Consider the following 17,176-nt stretch of genomic DNA (forward strand, 5'->3'; position numbering starts at 1 on the left):
TAGGCAGAGCTTGTAACAGGCTTAGTCTAAAATCAATTTAAATTTAATTTAAGCGCCGACCGGGCGCGGCTCAAGGCCGCTCCCGGTGGTTGTGAGGGGGTTATTTCACGTTGCTGGCCGTCTCCTGCACAGGCTCGGCCTTGTCCTGTGGCAGGTGGTCGAACTCGCGCAGGCCGTTGTTGCGGTAGGGGTCACCGATCCAGCGCGGCACAACCTCGAACTGCGGGTTGACAATGCTTTTGGCAGGGTCGTACAGGTCATAGCTGAGCCCGGCCAGATCGGACAGCGTGTGAATCAGGTGCGAACTGCTGTAGGCACGGTTGGCCGTGGCCTGCAGGTCGCGCGGGTGGGCCGCTTGCCAGCTCGGCGAGGTCCACAGCAGGAACGGGATGGTGTACATCGGCCGGGTCGGGGCGCCTTCGTTGCGCCCCAGGCGGTCGTGATCGCCCGAGCCGTAAACATCCTCACCGTGGTCGGAGAGGTACAGCAAGAAGCCGTTGGGGGTGGTGGCCGAGTAGCGCTTGATCAGGCTCGACACCACGTGGTCGTTGTAGCGCACTGCGTTGTCATAGAAGTTGTAGGTTTCCACCTCGCTGGGCGAAAGCTTGGCCGGCACGCCCTGGCGATCGCTGAAATGCTGGAAGGCATTCGGATAGCGGTAGCGGTAATCCATGTGCGTACCCAGCAGATGGATGATGATGAACTTGTTTGGCGCTGGGTCTTGCAGGGCTTTCTCGAACGGGTCCAGCACCACTTCGTCGTACTGGCTGGCGTTTTGGTTGCGCTGGTTGTTCAGGTAGACCGGCACGTCCGTTTGCTGGGAGAAGGTGGTCAGCATGGTGTTGCGCTTGGTCATGGTCTGCTGGTTGGTGATCCAGAAGGTCTTGTAGCCTGCCTGTTTCATCAAGTTGATCAGCGACGGGTCGGTGAGGAAGCGGTCCGGGTGCTGTTCGTCACCAAAGGTCAGGATCTGCTGCATCACTTCGATGGTGTAGGGGCGTGGCGACACCACGTTGCTGAACACCGTCAGGCCCTTGTCGCTGGCGGCCAGCGCATCAAGGTTGGGCGTGGTATCGCGCGGGTAGCCGTACAGGTGCATGTGCTCGCGGGTGGTCGATTCGCCCAGCACCAGGACCAACGTGCGCGGCGCGTCACCGCTGCTGTTGCGCAGGTTCTGCAAGGGTGGCAGCGCAGCGTTCTGCGCCAGCAGTTCCTGCATGTTGTTCAACTGTTGGCGGTATTGCTTGTAGCCGACCAGCAACTGCCACGGCACGGCAGGTTCCATGCGTTGCTGAACCTTTTCGGCAGCGTCGGCAAAGTTGCGTTCCTGGGTGACCATCTGTTTGTAGAAGGGGTACACCAGGTTGGCCACCAGCAGCAGGACAACCACCGGAATGCGGCTGCGCAAGGTCAGCGTGACCGGGCGCACGCGCTTGTACAGCAGCACGGCCACCACGGTATACAGCAGCAGCGCCAGGCCCAGCCAGAGGCTGAAGTACTGGCTGAAATACTCGCCAGCCTCGGCGGTATTGGACTCGAACATCACGAAGATGACGCTTTGCGAGAACTCCTGGCGATAGATGCCGAAGTAGCTCAGGCCGACCAGCGAGGCGGCCCACAGCACCAGGCCGATGACTGCCGCTGTGGCGCGGGTAAAGCGCGGCAGCAGCAGTACAGGGGCCAGCCACAGGCTGCTGAGAAACAGCGCATCGCGAAAGCCGGCAAAGCCGGTGGTGCCACTGAACAGCAGCAGCGCCTGGGTAACGCCGGAGAAATACCAGAAGAACAGCAGGAGCCAGCCCAGGCCGGCCCAGTCCACGCCTTTGCGCGTGGGGATTTTTTTAATAGCTGACACGTATGCCTCGTAGAACCTTGGCAGCCACCCAATGCGCGCGTGGCCGGAAAGGGCGTGACGCTAATCTGAAGGTTGTGAAAATAACGTCAAGGCGCAGCGCAATGAGACGGGATGCATGCCCGGCCGGGGCGTTTCAGGTGGCGTCGGGCAGGGCTGCGTCGGCTTTTTTCGGGGGGCGTATCGAGCCGATGTAAACCGCCAGAATGGTCAGTAACGCGCCGCACACTTGGAGCGTCGAGTTGGCCTTGCCAAGGAAGGCGATGTCGATGAAGTAGGTGATCACCGGCTCCAGCAGCAGGATCAAGCCCGCCAGGCCCAGGCTGATCGCGCCAATCGAACGGTTGACCAACAGCCAGCCGACGAACTGCACCAGCACGCCATAGATCACCAACATCAGCCAGGTCTGCCCATCGTTGATCGCCAGGCTCTCACCGTTGGCCAGGGCGTAGCCAAGCAAGACCAGCGCAGCCCACAGGCTCAGGTTGAGCATCTGCGCGATCTTGTCGCCACCGCCGTCGGGCAACTGGGTGTTGACCTTGAGGAAGTACACACAGACGGCATAGGCCAGCCCCGACAGTACCCCATAGATGACGCCCTTCATGCCCAGCGCACTGCTCATTTCTGGCATCAGCAACAGGTACAGCCCGATAAAGGCCAGGGTGATCGAGACGAGGAAGTTGGCCGAGGGCCGTTCCTTGAGCAGGTAAAAACCCAGGAAGGTCATGAAAAACACCTGGCAATTGGTCAGGATCGAACCGATGCCAGGGCCGACGATGTAGATGCTCTGGTGCCAGAGTGCCAGGTCGATGGCCAGAAACACGCCCGCAAGCCCGGTGTACAGCTGCGCCTTGAAGCCCTTGAGCATGACCGGCGTACGCCGCGCCTTGAGCAGCAGGAAGAACAGGATGGAGGCAAACAGCATCCGGTAGAAGCCCGCGCCGCCGGCGCCTATCTGGGCGAATGCGACAGTCAAGGCGGAAAGGCTGAGCATCAACCCGCCGAACGTCAGTTCGAGGATTGCGCGGTTGTTGTTGGTCGACATGAGGGTTCCCGTTGATCAGTGCCTGTTTAAGGCGTGATAACGTAGCCAGCTACCGTCGGAACGTATTGTAAAAAACTGCACACGCGGTGGTTGAGCTTGGGAGAGGGGGACAAGGTGAACAAGGATTTCGCTGCGTTCAGGCGCATACCTGAAGGGGGGTGTGAACTGCTGACCGCGCGATACAGCCACCAGGCGTTCGGCCGCCACTCGCATGATCGCTATGCCGTGGGCGTTATCAGCGCCGGCATGGAGCGCATGTACTACCGCGGTCGCCATGACCTGGGCGGGCCGGGGAGTATGGTTACCATCAGCCCCGGGGAGATCCACGATGGCGTGCCCGCCCATGAGCAGGGCTGGATGTACCGCATGCTGTATGTGGACCCACACTGGCTCAATGGCACCTTGATGCCGAAGCAGGCCAGCGACTTCATCCACCTGTTCCGGGCTGCGTTCGCCGAGCGCCCGGCACTGGCCCGCACGTTTTTGCATCACCATCAAGCGCTCGAGGCGTCGCACTGTAGTCTGGAGCGAGAAAGCCTGTTGCTGGAGTTGCTGCCCTTGTTGTTCGCGCCCAGCAGCCTGTGCGATGCAGCCACCGAGGCCATCGAAAAGCAGGCCGTGCAGCAGGTGCGGCATAAGCTCGAAGACGAATACGACCAGCACGTCTCGCTGGAGCACCTGGCCAGCCTGGTAGGCCTTGAGCCGTTGTACTTAATCCGGGTATTCAAGAAGAGCGTGGGCATCTCGCCCCACAGCTACCAGATCCAGGTGCGGGTCGCCCACGCCCAGCGCCTGTTGCGTGCAGGCCTGAGTATCGCCGATGCCGCCATCGCGTGCGGGTTCTTCGACCAGAGCCATTTGAACCGGGCATTCAAAAAGGTGGTGGGGCTGACGCCGGGCAGTTTTCGTAGCGGATATTCGCGGGTTTGATTTCTCAGGCGTACAGGTATGATGCCTACAGCGTAACCAGACCTACAGGCCCAGTGGAACCATGAACCGTCGTAAGAAGATCAAACAGTTGATGCAGGCGCATGCCAAGAAAGCCAGTGCCAAGCTGGCGCCGAAAAGCAAGCCCAAGTACATCAGCAAAGCTGACCGGTTGAAGCTGGCAGAGGCTGCCGAAACCACAGTTGTCGAATCGCCGAGCTGATAAAACAGAATGGGACCCGGCCAGACCATCGGCCGTTAAGCATTTCCCTGTAGGAGCAGCCTTGCGCTGCGAAGAGGCCGGTAGCCACCCAGTAAATCGTCGTTGCTGTCACTGGCCTCTTCGCAGCACAAGGCTGCTCCTACCGGGGCCGCGCATCAACGGCGATAGTAGCGGTGATCGTCCTGATAGCGGTGATGCATCGCCCGTTCATGGCGGCGCTCCCAATCACGACGGCGTTCCCAATCGCGTCGGCGCTCGGCTTCGCGGCGGGCTTGCTCGCGGCGCCATTGTTCGCGGCGCCATTCGCCTCTGCGATCGTGCCAACGATCATCGTGCCAGTCGCGGTCATCATGGGCGAGCAACGGCGCCGTGTGTTCACCCGCCAGGCTGGCCACGGTCGGCCACGGGTTTTCTGCCGGATGCTGCGGTGCCTGAACGGTTGCCGCCGGGGAGACCGCGTTCGAGGTCTTCATCTGTGATGCTGATGCCGAGCCCACCGCCGCGAACGTGAACAGGCTGAGAAGCATCAACCGTGCGACATGCATTTTCATGAGCGAAGCCAACCTCTGGTTCTATTTACCTGTGCAGATAGACCTTTAAATAGGGAAAAGTTCTAGAGGTGATAGGGGTGATTGCTTTGGCGCCTATGAGATCGAGCGCCGCGCGGGCGGCGCTCGATCTCAAACGCGCCGAAAATCCCCAGCCAACCACCAGTCAGCCTCAACGCACTATCAACCCCCACCCGCCACAAACACAGCCCGCATATGCCCCCGATAACTGTCAAACGCGGCAATCACCCCGGCAACCACCTCCGCTTCCTCATCAGCCTCCAGTGCCAACCCATCAAGCTTGGCGACAAACTCACGCCAGTGCAGGCCGCGGCCATCGGGGTGGGGCGCCAGGTGCCGAGCGCCCAGGTTGCCATCCAGGCCCAGGCGCTGGGTCTGTTTGAACAGGAACGCCGCCCCCAGGTTCGACCCTTCGCTGCAATACAGCCAACCCAGCGCCTCGGCAGGGCTGGCAATAACCCGTTGCGGCGCAGCAGGCAGCGGCAACCCCAGGGCTTGCAGATCTGCCTCCACCGCTTCGAACCGCGATAAATGCACCAACCCCGGCAGCCGTCGATTCAGCTGCTCGTCGCGGTACAACGCCGTCAGGCTGCCATGGAAACGGTGTTGCACCTGCAGGAAGCGGGCATAGCGCTCACGGTCCTCGAAGGGGCGTGCGGCCATGACCAGTGCATCGACACTGTCGTGGTCGCGGCTGCTGGACGCTTTCAGGCGTGCACAGCGGCCGGGTTCGGTGAGGCACGTGGCGGTAGCAGTCATTGGGCGTTTCCGTGTCGAGGTGGCGAGGGTGGCATGGTAATCAGATCGCTCAGCCCAGGAAACGATCCTGTCATGCTGAAAATAATCGGCAGTGATTTATCATGCAGCCTGTCGTCATTACCCCAAGGAGTCAGCGCATGAGCGCCCCTCAGTTCCGCAACCCCGTGCCCGCCGACGCCGAACGCTGCTACGCGATCGAAATCGGCGCCTATGAAGGGGATGAAGCGGCAACCCTGGAAAAAATCCGCACCCGCATTGCCCAGTACCCGGAAGGTTTTCTGCTGCTCGAAGCCGAGGGCGAAACCGTCGGCTTCATCAACAGTGGCTGTGCGCATGACGTGGTCATGTCTGACGAGGCCTTCAAGGAGCTGGTCGGCCATGACCCAGCGGCACCGAACGTGGTGATCATGTCGGTGGTGGTCGACACCGCACACCAGGGCAAAGGCTATGCAAAACGGCTGATGAGCGAGTTCATCCAGCGCATGAAGGCCCAGGGCAAGCAGACCATCCACCTGATGTGCAAAGAGCAGCATGTCGCGCTGTACCAAAAGCTGGGCTACACCTACGTGCAGCCATCGCCCTCGGAGCACGGTGGCATGGCCTGGCACGAAATGCTCATGACGCTCTGAGCCTTATTCGGCCATCTGCAGCTCGGGCAGTTTCACCCGAAACGCCCGGGTCAGCCCAAGCAGGCAGGCGAACCCCACGCCCATCCAGCACAGCCCGATGGTGAATGACAGGCTGGACAGGCTGCTCCACAGCCACAGCGTACTGAGAAACCCCAGCCCAGGAACCACGCCGTACAGCAGGCAGTTGCGCGTGCCACGTAGCTTCTGGTCAACCAGGTAGTGCTTGACCACGGCCAGGTTCACGGCGGAAAACGCGAACAACGCGCCGAAGCTGATCATGTTGGCGACGGTGTCGAGGGTGATGAACAGGGCGATCAGCGACAGCAGGCTGACCAGCATGATCGCCGCCGCCGGTACGCGCTTTTTCGTCACCAGTTGACCAAACACCGCCGGCAACGCCCCATCGCGCCCCATGGCGAACAGCACCCGCGACACGCTTGCCTGGGAGACCATGGCCGAAGCGAAGCAGCCGGCGACATAGGTGGCGGTAAACGCCGTCACCAACAGTTCACCGCCCACCCGGCGCATCACGTCCACCGAGGCCGAGTCGGGGTCGGCGAAGCTGCCCCACTCCGGGAAGACCATCTGCGCGCAATACGACACCACCAGAAACAGCAGCCCGCCGATCAGTGACACGGCCATGATCGCCAGTGGGATGCGGAACGTCGGGTTGCTGGTTTCCTCGGCCATGGTCGAGACCGCATCGAAGCCAAGAAACGACAGGCACAGCACGGCGGCGCCGGTCATGATCAGCGGCACGCTGAAGCCCTCATGGTGGAAGGGCGCAAGCAATGACACAGGTGCCGACTGGCCGGCCAGGTTGCTGATCGACAAGCCGACGAAGACGATGATGAACACCAGCTGGACGACTACCAGAATCCAGTTCACCCGGGTAATCGATTCGATACCGATCAGGTTGAGGAAGGTCACCAGGGCGATGGAGCCTGCGACCCACACCCAGGCGTGGATGGCCGGGAAGTACTCCGACATGTAGATGCCGATCAGCAGGTAGCTGAGCAACGGCAAGAAGATGTAGTCGAGCAGCAGCGTCCAGCCGGTCATGAAGCCGATGTGGGTGCCGAAGGCTTTGCGGGTGTAGGTGTACACGGAGCCGGAATAGGGGTGCGCTTGCACCATGCGGCCATAGCTGTAGGCAGTCAGCAGCATGGCGGCGAGGGTCAGCAGGTAGGCGGTGGGCAGGTGCCCCTTGGTCATCTGGGTAACCAGGCCATAGGTGGTGAATACCGCCAGTGGCACCATGTAGGCAAGGCCGAACAGTACCAGGGCGCTCAGCCCCATGGATTTTCTGAAGCGGCCCGAAGGGCTGGAGGACGACGCGGCATGGGCGGGTTGGGCTGTAGTTGTTGTTGTATGCATTGCTAACTCCTGAAATCGGATGCAGGACGCCGCGGTAGGCGAGTGGGCTCGATACCGTTGCGGGGTCATGAAAGGAGGCTGGGCCAGCGTGCGGTGCGCGGCCCTCAGGGGTGGGGCCGGACGATGCTCCCACACCCCGGGCACACTCGAAATCACCCTTTGGGGTGAGCCGGTCGTCGCCTGAAAACGCTCACCCCAAAGGGTGATTTCGGTCTCTGCCTGGCCGTGGGAGTATTTGCAAACAACGCGCCGCCCCGACGGCGATACCGTTTCCCGCTACCGGCAGAACTCCAGTGAACAGTGACCAATTGGCTTCAGAGCAGTGGTTCGAGCACATGGCCAAGGTGACCGACATGATCGGCCAACCGGGCTTTGCCGCCACCTTGTTCGGTGCGCTCGGGTTGATCCGGCCGATCCAGGCCACCACCGTCTACCTCTACCCCCATGACGGCATGCCGAGCGCGCTGTTCGAGCAGGATGACAAGGCGCCCTGGCTGCCAGAAGGCAATGTCAGCCGCTACCTTTCCGGGTTCTACCTGCTCGACCCGTTCTACGGTGCCTGCGTGGAGCGCGTCGAGTCTGGCTGCTACGGCCTGTTCGACGTGGCCCCTGACCACTTCGAAGTGAGTGAGTACTACCAGTCGTTCTACCGCCATTCGCACCTGGAGGATGAGCTCAATTACATCCTGCAGGTCGCGCCCGGCCAGAGCCTGGCGGTGTCGCTGGCCTTCACCGACAAACTGGACGTGCCAAGCCGCGAGCTGTTCGGCCGTGTCACGCCTTGGGTGCTGGCGGTGCTCAACAAGCACTTCGCCGGGCTGGGGAGCCGCGGGGGGCGTTTCGAGAACGTGCTGGAGCAGCGTATCCATGCCGCGCTCAACAACTTTGGCAGCTCGTTGCTGACCGAGCGCGAGTGCCGTATCGCCCAGCTCATCCTGCGTGGCCATTCGACCAAGTCCCTGGCCGAGCGCCTGGGGGTGTCGGAAGACACCATCAAGTCCCACCGCAAAAACGTCTATGCCAAGCTCGACATCGGCACGCAATCCGAACTGTTTTCCTTGTTCATCGACGCGCTGGCCAATGCCCAGGGCGTGCTGGGCAAGGACCCGCTGGAAAGCTACATGGGCAAGCTGCGCTAAGCGCCGCAGCCCTGCAACACCCACCGACAACAAGGAAAACCACCCATGAATGCGCCTTTCGCTCCCCAACGCCAGACCCGTGACTACCAGGCCGCCGACGCCGCGCACCACATCCATGCCTTTCTCGACCAGAAGGCACTCAATGCCGAAGGCCCGCGGGTCATGGTTGGAGGTGAGCGGCTGCACCTGTGGGACAGCGAAGGCAAGCGTTACCTGGATGGCATGTCGGGGCTGTGGTGCACTCAGCTGGGTTACGGTCGCAAGGACCTGACCGCCGCCGCCGCCGCGCAGATGGACCAGTTGGCCTACTACAACATGTTTTTCCACACCACCCACCCAGCGGTGATCGAGCTGTCCGAGTTGCTGTTCAGCCTGTTGCCTGGCCACTACAGCCACGCGATCTACACCAACTCCGGGTCCGAGGCCAATGAGGTGCTGATCCGTACCGTGCGCCGTTACTGGCAGGTGGTTGGCCAGCCGACCAAGAAGATCATGATTGGCCGCTGGAATGGCTACCACGGCTCGACCCTGGCGGCCACGGCGCTGGGGGGCATGAAGTTCATGCACGAGATGGGTGGGCTGATCCCGGACGTGGCGCACATCGACGAGCCGTACTGGTACGCCGAAGGTGGCGAGCTGACCCCGGCCGAGTTCGGCCGCCGCTGCGCGCTGCAACTGGAGGAAAAGATCCTCGAACTGGGCGCGGAAAACGTCGCCGGTTTTGTCGCCGAACCCTTCCAGGGGGCCGGGGGCATGATCTTCCCACCGGAAAGCTACTGGCCCGAGATCCAGCGGATCTGCCGCCAGTACGACGTGCTGCTGTGCGCCGACGAGGTGATCGGCGGTTTTGGCCGCACCGGCGAATGGTTTGCCCATGAGTATTTCGGCTTCGAGCCGGACACCCTGTCGATCGCCAAGGGCCTGACCAGCGGCTATGTGCCCATGGGCGGCCTGGTGCTGAGCAAGCGCATCGCCGAAGCCCTGGTGGAACGCGGCGGCGTGTTTGCCCACGGCCTGACCTACTCAGGCCACCCGGTGGCGGCGGCCGTGGCCATCGCCAACCTCAAGGCGCTGCGCGATGAAGGCATCGTGCGCCAGGTGAAGGATGACACCGGGCCGTACCTGCAGCGCATCCTGCGTGAAGTGTTTGCCGATCACCCCTTGATTGGCCAGGTGCAGGGTGCGGGCCTGGTGGCGGCGCTGCAGTTCGCTGAACACAAGCCGACCCGCAAGCGCTTTGCCAATGAGAACGACCTGGCCTGGCAGTGCCGCACCTTCGGCTTCGAAGAAGGCGTGATCATTCGCTCGACCTTGGGCCGGATGATCATGGCGCCGGCACTGGTGGCCAACCACGCCGAGCTGGACGAACTGGTCGACAAGACACGTATCGCTGTAGACCGCACTGCCCGGTTAGTGGGCAGGCTCTGAGCCAGTGGGGGCGCTTTGCGCCCCATTCGCGACGCAAGGCCGCTCCCACACGTGCAGGCGATCGTCTGTAGGAGCGGCCTTGCGCCGCGAATGGGCTGCAGCGCAGCCCCAGAATCCAAGACAGTCATAGGGAGTGAAAATGGAGCGTCTCGAATACTGGCAAACGCGCGCTGCAAGCCTGCGTTTGCCCGACAAGGCCCTGATCGGCAGCCAGCAGGTGAGCGCTAACAGCGGCGCCACGTTCGCCGCCATCAACCCGGCCACCCAACAGGTACTGGCGCAGGTCGCCGCGTGTGGTCAGGCTGAAGTCGACTTGGCGGTGGCCACCGCACGCCGTGCCTTCGAGCAAGGCCCGTGGTCGCGCATGGCCCCGGTCGAGCGCAAGAAGGTGCTGCTGCGCCTGGCCGAGCTGATCATGGCCAACCGCGAAGAGCTCGCGCTGCTGGACTCGCTGAACATGGGCAAGCCGGTCATGGATGCCTACACCATCGACGTCCCCGGCTCGGCGCATGTCTTTGCCTGGTACGGCGAGGCACTGGACAAACTGTACGACCAGGTAGCGCCCACCGCGCCCAACGCGCTCGCCACCATCACCCGCGAAGCGCTGGGCGTGGTCGCCGCCGTGGTGCCGTGGAACTTCCCGCTCGACATGGCGGCCTGGAAGCTTGCGCCGGCGCTGGCGGCCGGCAACAGCGTGGTGCTAAAACCCGCCGAGCAATCGCCGTTCTCGGCGCTGCGCCTGGGGCAACTGGCGCTGGAAGCCGGTTTGCCGGAGGGCGTGCTGAATGTCGTGCCGGGCCTGGGCGAAGACGCGGGCCGGGCGCTGGGGCTGCACCCCGACGTCGATTGCCTGGTGTTCACCGGCTCCACTCAGGTAGGCAAGTACTTCATGCAGTACTCGGCGCAGTCGAACCTCAAGCAGGTCTGGCTGGAGTGTGGCGGCAAGAGCCCGAACCTGGTGTTCGACACCTGCCAGGACCTGGACTTGGCCGCGGAAAAAGCAGCGTTTGGCATTTTCTTCAACCAGGGTGAAGTGTGTTCGGCGAACTCGCGCCTGTATGTGCAGCGCTCGATCCACGATGCGTTCATCGAGCGCTTGCAAGCCAAAGCCCGCCAATGGATGCCCGGCAACCCACTCGACCCGGCAAGCCGCGCGGGTGCCATCGTCGATGCCGAGCAGACCGGTCGCATCAAGGCCGCCATCGACCGTGCGCACGCGCAGGGCGCCCAGCTAGTGTGCGGTGGCCGGCGCCTCACCATTGACGGCTCGGACAACTACATCGAACCGAGCATCTTTGCCGGCGTCGATGGCAGCATGAGCCTGGCCCGGGAGGAAGTGTTCGGCCCAGTGCTGGCGGTCACTGCGTTCGACAGCGAGGAGCAGGCCGTGCGCCTGGCCAACGACAGTGTCTACGGCCTGGCGGCGTCGGTGTGGAGCGACGACTTCAACCAGGTGCATCGCGTTGCGCGGGCGCTGAAGGCTGGCACCGTTTCGGTCAACACGGTGGATGCGCTGGATGTCACGGTGCCGTTTGGGGGTGGCAAACAGTCGGGATTTGGTCGCGACCTGTCGCTGCATTCGTTCGACAAGTACTCACAGCTCAAGACCACCTGGTATCAGCTGCGCGCTTGAAAAGCGGACTGCGCACCCCAGCCACGCGCGCCCGGTGTAGGAGCAGCCTTGTGCTGCGAAGAGGCCGGTGATAGCACTGAAGATTTACTGTGTTATCACCGGCCTCTTCGCAGCACAAGGCTGCTCCTACACGGGTCGCGCATGACCCAAGGGCAGGGCAATCAACTCACTGACCTTCCATGATGATCACCTCGCGACGCCGAGCGCAGTGCGAATGTCTTGACGCTCAGGTAGGCTTATCGTCAGCCCCGTAATCACCAGGGAGGTAACGATGCAGCCACTGAGCCACGCGCAGGTACTGGCCATTGCCCAGGAAAACCCCATCAACCGGGCTTTGCTGTCACTGTTGCCGGCGCTGGATATACCGCACTGCATGCTGACAGCGGGGTGCCTGTTCCAGACCTTCTGGAACCATCGCTCCGGGCAACCGGCAGCGTGGGGTATCAAGGATTACGACATTGCCTACTTCGATGAAGACCTGTCGTGGGAGGCTGAAGACCGGGTGATCGCACGGGTTCAGCAGGCCTGCGCGCACCTTGGCGTCAATGTCGAGGCGCGCAACCAGGCCCGTGTTCACCTGTGGTACGCCTCGAAGTTCGGCGTCACTTACCCGGCATTGCAACGGGTAACCGATGGCATCGACCGCTACCTGATCAGCTCGACCTGCCTGGGCATAGATGTCCACACCGGCGTGCTCTACAGCACCCATGGGCTGGATGATCTTCAGCACGACCTGCTAAGGCCCAACCCATTGAACCTGCAACCTGGCTTGTTCGAGCAAAAAGCGGCCAGCTACCGGGAGCGCTGGCCGTGGTTGAAAGTGGTTGGCTAAGCGATCACCGCACATCACACCTGGCTGTTAGTACGCCCGTCATGGGTGGTCAGCCGGCGTGAGCCACTGCGCGTAAGTGATGCAGCTGATGTGTTCGGTTCGATAATCCTGAAGGGACGGGTTGTATTTGTTTTCTTCGGTGTGGTGATGGCGGAACCCGCACTTCGATTGGGCAACAAAAGACTGGGTGTTGTCAGCGAAATAGCCACACCAGAGCGCCTTGAGTTTCAGGGTTTCAAACCCGTGCCGCATCACTTCACGCACGGCTTCGGGAATCAGGCCTTTGCCCCAGTACGGCACGCCGATCCAGTAGGCGATTTCGCCTTCCTGCTCGCTGATCTCGAAGTGGCTGTTGCCGCCTATCAGAATGCCCACACAGCCCACTGCACGGCCGTTCTCCTTCAGTTCGACGGCATACACCTCGGGGTGATTGAACACGGTGCGGATGACCTCGGCACTGTGCGCTACGCTGGTGTGCGGTGGCCACCCCGCGACAGGGCCAACGCGGTCGTCCTTGGCGTATTCGTATAAGTCAGCGGCATCTGTTTCTTGCCAAGGGCGCAGCCGCAGCCGTTGTGTTTCAAGTCGCATGTCCTGTACTCATCCTGGGTTGCTCGGGCGTCACAGGGTAGTGGGCGGCGCTTGATGGGTACACGTCAGTACCTCGGTAGTTTCGGTACTTTTCGAAACTCCATCAGCGAGCGGTGATAAGCTTTGCGCAGTTTAATTGGGCAGCGTTGAGCCACCATGCAGCACATTCCGAAACTGGTTACACCGGGCGACCCGCCCCGGTTGGGTGACACCACACTCGCTGAAGGGGTAGGCGTGCCGCTGTCTTTCGGCCATGCCTACATTACGCTGCTGGTGTGCTTGTCCGGCAGTGCCGCCTTCGCGTTCAACTTCAAGGACCAGGCGGTCAGGCGTGGTGATGTGATGGTGTTGGCCGAGGACACGATCGCGTTGCTCAAACGTCGCTCACGCAGTTTCAGGGTATTTTTTTGCCTGATGCCCAAAGGCTTTGCTGCGGAGGTGGCTTACCAACTGCCAAACCCCTTGTTCGTTTTCTTGCATGACCACCCTCACTGCGTGCCGGCCAATGCTGACAGGCCGCTGCTGGCGGGCTGGTTGGCGCACATGCGGGACATTGCGCAGCGCTGCCCCACGTACCAGCACATCATGCTTAGAAATCACCTGCAAAACTTGTTTCTGAAGATCGCCGAGCAACTCCCGGCGCAGTACCAGGCGGGCCGGCAATTCAGCCGCCAGGAAACACTCAGTTGGCGTTTCTGGGAGTTGATAGGCAAGCACTGCATGCGCCACCGAGAGGTGAAGTTTTATGCCGATGCGCTGACGATCACGCCGTTTTATCTGTCGCAGCTCAGCAAGACTTTTTTCAATGACACCCCCAAAGGCCTGATTGACCGCCAAGTGACCTTGGAAATCAAGGCACTGCTTTCATACAGTACCCTGGCGATTGGGCAAATCGCGGACACGCTCAACTTCGCCGACGCGTCGTATTTGTGCCGGTATTTCAAACGCCAGACGGGGGTTTCGTTGTCCTACTATCGCAGCCACTCGCATGAGCCGAACGGATCGCGGCCAGGCCCTTGATTGCTAGGGTTGCTTGCGGCGGGGCATTATCCTGCTTTGACTCGCCACGGATGACGACCATGCACATACGCCAACTGATCCACGACGACCTGCCCTCTGCCAGCACCCTGTGCCTGAACGCATTCATGCAGGCCGTTGCACCTTCACTGTCGGCGCAGGGTGTGGACACCTTCGCCAAGGTGGCGGCGGCACAGGCGTTTGCCGAGCGTATGGAGGGCGATAACCTGATGCTGGTGTGCGTCGCGGACGGCGCCCTCACCGGGTTGATCGAATTCAAGGAAGGCCGCCACGTGGCCATGCTGTTCGTCGCACCGGGCTGGCAACGTCGGGGCATCGGTACGCGCCTGATGAACGCGGCACTGGCGCAGGCGAGGGAGGCGGTGGTGACGGTCAGGGCCTCGTTGTCATCGGTGGCCGCCTACGAACGCTATGGGTTCGTTCTGACAGGCGACGTGGGCGAGTTTGCCGGGCTGGTCTATCAGCCGATGGAGAAGCGGTTGCCCTGATTTTTAGCGATGCCGTTACCCAACGCCCAATTCTCCTTGCACACATAGGCGCACCTGCCGGGGACGCACCCCCCTGTAGGAGCAGCCTTGTGCTGCGAAGAGGCCCGTGACAACACCATCAATCTTCGTTGCTGTCGCGGGCCTCTTCGCAGCACAAGGCTGCTCCTACCGGGATTGGGGTTGAGCGGGGATTTGACGTGTCTGTGGCTCGAATCAGAAGCTGTACTTGAAACTCGTCATCACATTGCGCGGGGTGCCATATACGCCGTAAAGGCCGGATTGGCTGTAGTACTCACGGTCGAACACGTTGTTCAGGTTCACCGATGCACTCACGTGCTGGTTGATGTCATAGCGGGCCATCAGGTTGGTGACCGCGTAGCTGCCCTGGCTGAAGGTGTGCAGGTCGGCGCCGACTTTGCTCTGCCAGTTCACCCCACCGCCGACCGTGATCTTGTCCAGTGGCCCATGCAGCCGGTAGCTGGTGAAGGTCTTGAAGCTGTTGCGCGGCAGGTTGGTGTTGATGCGCTGGTCGTCGGCGTCAGTGGTCACCGAATAGGCATAACCGGCCGATGCTTGCCAGCCTTCGGCCAGCTCGCCGTTCAGCTCCAGTTCGATGCCCTTGGAGGTGGTGTCCTGTTCGGCGCTGTAGACGTTGTCGTGTTGCCAGATGGCCAGGTTGTCCTGCTCCAGCTTGAACACCGCGAGGCTTGAGTTGAGCTTGCCATCGAGGTGGGTGCCCTTGATGCCGAGCTCGTAGCCGACACCTTCCATCGGGTCGAGCGGCTTGTTGCTCTCGTCGGTGACCCACGAGCCCTGCGGGTTGAAGATTTTGGTGTAGCTGGCGTACAGCGACCAGGTGTCGTCGAGGTCGTAGACCACGCCGGCATAAGGGATGAATACGCCGTTTTCCTCACGGTTCACTTCGGTTTCGTCGCCGCCATACGGCCTGTCCGAGGTGTCGCGCTTCCAGTTGATCAAGCGGCTGCCAAGAATCAGGCTGAGGTCGTCGGTCACGCTGAAGCGCGAGGTCAGGTACGCCGCGTACTGGTCTTCGTCGATCGATGACTTGCCGCTTTCGACGAAGTCCGGCTTGGCAGACTTGCCGTCCCAAGTGAACAGGTTGTCGATCACACCCGCTGGCGAGCCGGCGTAGTCATAGCGCCAGCCGCCCCAGCTTGGGGTGTTTTCCCGGTATTGGGACAGGGTCATGCCGGTAATCAACTCATGGTCACGCCCGAACAGGCTGAACGGGCCGGTAACGTACAGGTCGAGGTTGTCTTGGCGTGGGGTGCCGGAAAAACGCACGGGCAACTGGGTCAGGCCGCTGCCCTCCGGGCTCAGCTCACCCATGGCAAAGTTGAACAGCTCGTCGAATTTGTTCTCGGCATGGGTGAGCTCGGCCTTGCCGCTCCAGCCGTTGCCCAGTTGCTGCTCGATGGAGGTGAAGAAGCTGGTTTGCTCGTGATCGTTGTACGACCAGCTTGGCGCGGCATTGAGCGAGCGCTTGAGGTTGGTACGTTCACCTGTCGAGAAACGCGTAGGCAGGCCGGAGCGCAGCGGCGAGTCGATGTCGCTGCGCAGGTAGCTGAAGCCCACGGTCAGCAGTGTGTCTTCGCTGAGGTCGAATTCGGTGATGCCATACATCAGCTGCGATTGCTGGTTGTAGCGGTCAATCCAGGCTTTTTCGGTTTTGTAGTCGGCGACGAAGCGCCCCCGCACGTTGCCGGTTTCGGTCAGCGGCCCGGACACATCAAAACCGGTGCCATAGCGGTCCCAGTTACCCGCTTCGCCGGTGATGCTGGCCTGGGCGTCGGCGGTGGGGCGCTTGCGGATCAGGTTGATCGTCGCCGAGGGGTTGCCCATGCCGCTGATCAGGCCGGTGGCGCCGCGCACGATTTCGATGCGGTCGTACATCGCCATGCTCTGCGAGTAGTTGTCTAGGCGGGTACTGGTCGGCACACCGTCGACCTCGTAGTTCTGGATGGCAAACCCGCGCGACCAGTACGAATCGCTCTCCGAGCCCAGGCCATCGCGAACCACGGTGATGCCTGGCGCGGCTTCCAGCGCGTCGGTGAGGTTGGTCAGACGCTGGTCATCCAGGCGCTGGCGGGTCATCACGGTCAGCGATTGCGGGGTCTCGCGGGGGGTAAGGTTGAGGCGCGTGGAACTGCTCGACGAATAGGTGGTGTAGAGCCCGCTGCCTTCGGTGGTCGAACCCGGCGCCTTGCCAGAGATGGACACCGCGCTCAGCTCCAGGGCCCCCGTGGCAGTGGCTTGCAGCGAATAGTTGCCGTTGACGCCGCGGCTGGCTTCAAGCCCAGTGCCAGCCAGCAGCATCGCCAGGCCCTGGTCGACATCGAAACGGCCCTGCAGCCCGCTGGTGCTGCGGCCCTCGGTCAATGCCGTGGGGTAAGACAGCAGAATGTGCGCGGTCTGGCCAAAGCGGGCCAATGCGGGCGCCAGTGGGCCGGCAGCGATATCGAAATCGGCCTGCGCCTGCTCGGCAGCGGTGGCCCAGCCGGGCGTCAGCAGCAGCGGGGCGCTTGCACTCATGCAAGCGATGCCCTGGACCACTGCGCCGGCAAGTTTTTGCGTAACCGATAACTGCCAGCCCTGGCGTTTGCGTGCGGTGCGATTCACGAGTGT

General features: G+C 61.9%; 16 protein-coding genes. 9 read left to right on the forward strand and 7 right to left on the reverse strand.

All coding sequences use genetic code 11. The annotated features are described in order from the left end of the window. Positions 1-100: 100 nt before the first annotated feature. The gene (locus D886_RS0123485; RefSeq protein ID WP_218186935.1) at positions 101-1,855 is read right to left on the reverse strand and encodes a phosphoethanolamine transferase CptA; all 1,755 of its coding nucleotides are present in this window, start codon (positions 1,853-1,855) and stop codon (positions 101-103) included. Between the two features lie 133 nt (positions 1,856-1,988). Further along, positions 1,989-2,897, reverse strand: a complete 909-nt coding sequence (locus D886_RS0123490) for a DMT family transporter (protein ID WP_027596225.1) — start codon at positions 2,895-2,897, stop codon at positions 1,989-1,991. A gap of 114 nt (positions 2,898-3,011) precedes the next feature. On the opposite strand from D886_RS0123490, the gene D886_RS0123495 reads away from it, so the two are divergent. Both D886_RS0123495 and D886_RS28065 read left to right on the forward strand, forming a co-directional pair. Beyond that, positions 3,012-3,827, forward strand: coding sequence for an AraC family transcriptional regulator (locus tag D886_RS0123495; protein WP_256215309.1), 816 nt, complete (start codon positions 3,012-3,014; stop codon positions 3,825-3,827). A gap of 61 nt (positions 3,828-3,888) precedes the next feature. Continuing rightward, positions 3,889-4,047 carry a DUF2986 domain-containing protein gene (locus D886_RS28065; protein WP_081717545.1) on the forward strand — a complete coding sequence of 53 codons (159 nt, stop codon included), beginning with the start codon at positions 3,889-3,891 and terminating at the stop codon, positions 4,045-4,047. Between the two features lie 155 nt (positions 4,048-4,202). Here the strand turns inward: D886_RS28065 and D886_RS0123505 are convergent, their stop codons facing one another. Both D886_RS0123505 and D886_RS0123510 read right to left on the reverse strand, forming a co-directional pair. Beyond that, on the reverse strand, positions 4,203-4,598 hold the full coding sequence (locus D886_RS0123505) for a hypothetical protein (protein WP_027596227.1): 396 nt from the start codon (positions 4,596-4,598) through the stop codon (positions 4,203-4,205). Between the two features lie 180 nt (positions 4,599-4,778). Further along, on the reverse strand, positions 4,779-5,375 hold the full coding sequence (locus D886_RS0123510; RefSeq protein ID WP_027596228.1) for a biliverdin-producing heme oxygenase: 597 nt from the start codon (positions 5,373-5,375) through the stop codon (positions 4,779-4,781). A 137-nt stretch (positions 5,376-5,512) separates the two neighbouring features. On the opposite strand from D886_RS0123510, the gene D886_RS0123515 reads away from it, so the two are divergent. Continuing rightward, positions 5,513-6,004, forward strand: a complete 492-nt coding sequence (locus D886_RS0123515) for a GNAT family N-acetyltransferase (RefSeq protein WP_027596229.1) — start codon at positions 5,513-5,515, stop codon at positions 6,002-6,004. 3 nt (positions 6,005-6,007) lie between these two features. On the opposite strand, the gene D886_RS0123520 is transcribed toward D886_RS0123515, so the two are convergent. Then, entirely contained in the window at positions 6,008-7,381 is a 1,374-nt protein-coding gene (locus D886_RS0123520) for an APC family permease (RefSeq protein WP_027596230.1), read from the reverse strand. A 335-nt stretch (positions 7,382-7,716) separates the two neighbouring features. Between D886_RS0123520 and D886_RS0123525 the strand changes: the two genes are divergently transcribed. The 4 genes from D886_RS0123525 (at position 7,717) to D886_RS0123540 (ending at position 12,413) form a co-directional block, all read left to right on the forward strand. After that, positions 7,717-8,520, forward strand: coding sequence for a helix-turn-helix transcriptional regulator (locus D886_RS0123525; protein WP_050580799.1), 804 nt, complete (start codon positions 7,717-7,719; stop codon positions 8,518-8,520). Between the two features lie 45 nt (positions 8,521-8,565). After that, on the forward strand, positions 8,566-9,948 hold the full coding sequence (locus D886_RS0123530) for an aspartate aminotransferase family protein (protein WP_027596232.1): 1,383 nt from the start codon (positions 8,566-8,568) through the stop codon (positions 9,946-9,948). A gap of 139 nt (positions 9,949-10,087) precedes the next feature. Next, complete coding sequence (locus D886_RS0123535) at positions 10,088-11,581, forward strand: aldehyde dehydrogenase (protein ID WP_027596233.1); 1,494 nt, start codon at positions 10,088-10,090, stop codon at positions 11,579-11,581. 271 nt (positions 11,582-11,852) lie between these two features. Further along, a complete protein-coding gene (locus D886_RS0123540) occupies positions 11,853-12,413 on the forward strand; it encodes a nucleotidyltransferase family protein (protein WP_027596234.1) in 561 nt (186 codons plus the stop codon). A gap of 39 nt (positions 12,414-12,452) precedes the next feature. Here D886_RS0123540 and D886_RS0123545 read toward each other — a convergent pair whose 3' ends face one another. Next, positions 12,453-13,004, reverse strand: coding sequence for a GNAT family N-acetyltransferase (locus D886_RS0123545; RefSeq protein WP_027596235.1), 552 nt, complete (start codon positions 13,002-13,004; stop codon positions 12,453-12,455). A 156-nt stretch (positions 13,005-13,160) separates the two neighbouring features. Between D886_RS0123545 and D886_RS27225 the strand changes: the two genes are divergently transcribed. Both D886_RS27225 and D886_RS0123555 read left to right on the forward strand, forming a co-directional pair. After that, on the forward strand, positions 13,161-14,024 hold the full coding sequence (locus D886_RS27225; protein WP_033694331.1) for a helix-turn-helix transcriptional regulator: 864 nt from the start codon (positions 13,161-13,163) through the stop codon (positions 14,022-14,024). A 59-nt stretch (positions 14,025-14,083) separates the two neighbouring features. After that, the gene (locus tag D886_RS0123555) at positions 14,084-14,530 is read left to right on the forward strand and encodes a GNAT family N-acetyltransferase (protein WP_027596236.1); all 447 of its coding nucleotides are present in this window, start codon (positions 14,084-14,086) and stop codon (positions 14,528-14,530) included. Between the two features lie 213 nt (positions 14,531-14,743). Here the strand turns inward: D886_RS0123555 and D886_RS0123560 are convergent, their stop codons facing one another. Continuing rightward, positions 14,744-17,083, reverse strand: a complete 2,340-nt coding sequence (locus D886_RS0123560) for a TonB-dependent siderophore receptor (RefSeq protein ID WP_033694359.1) — start codon at positions 17,081-17,083, stop codon at positions 14,744-14,746. Positions 17,084-17,176 lie beyond the last annotated feature (93 nt).

Source organism: Pseudomonas sp. LAIL14HWK12:I7 (genome assembly GCF_000483465.1).
In the GTDB taxonomy this organism is placed as follows: Bacteria; Pseudomonadota; Gammaproteobacteria; order Pseudomonadales; family Pseudomonadaceae; genus Aquipseudomonas; species Aquipseudomonas kermanshahensis.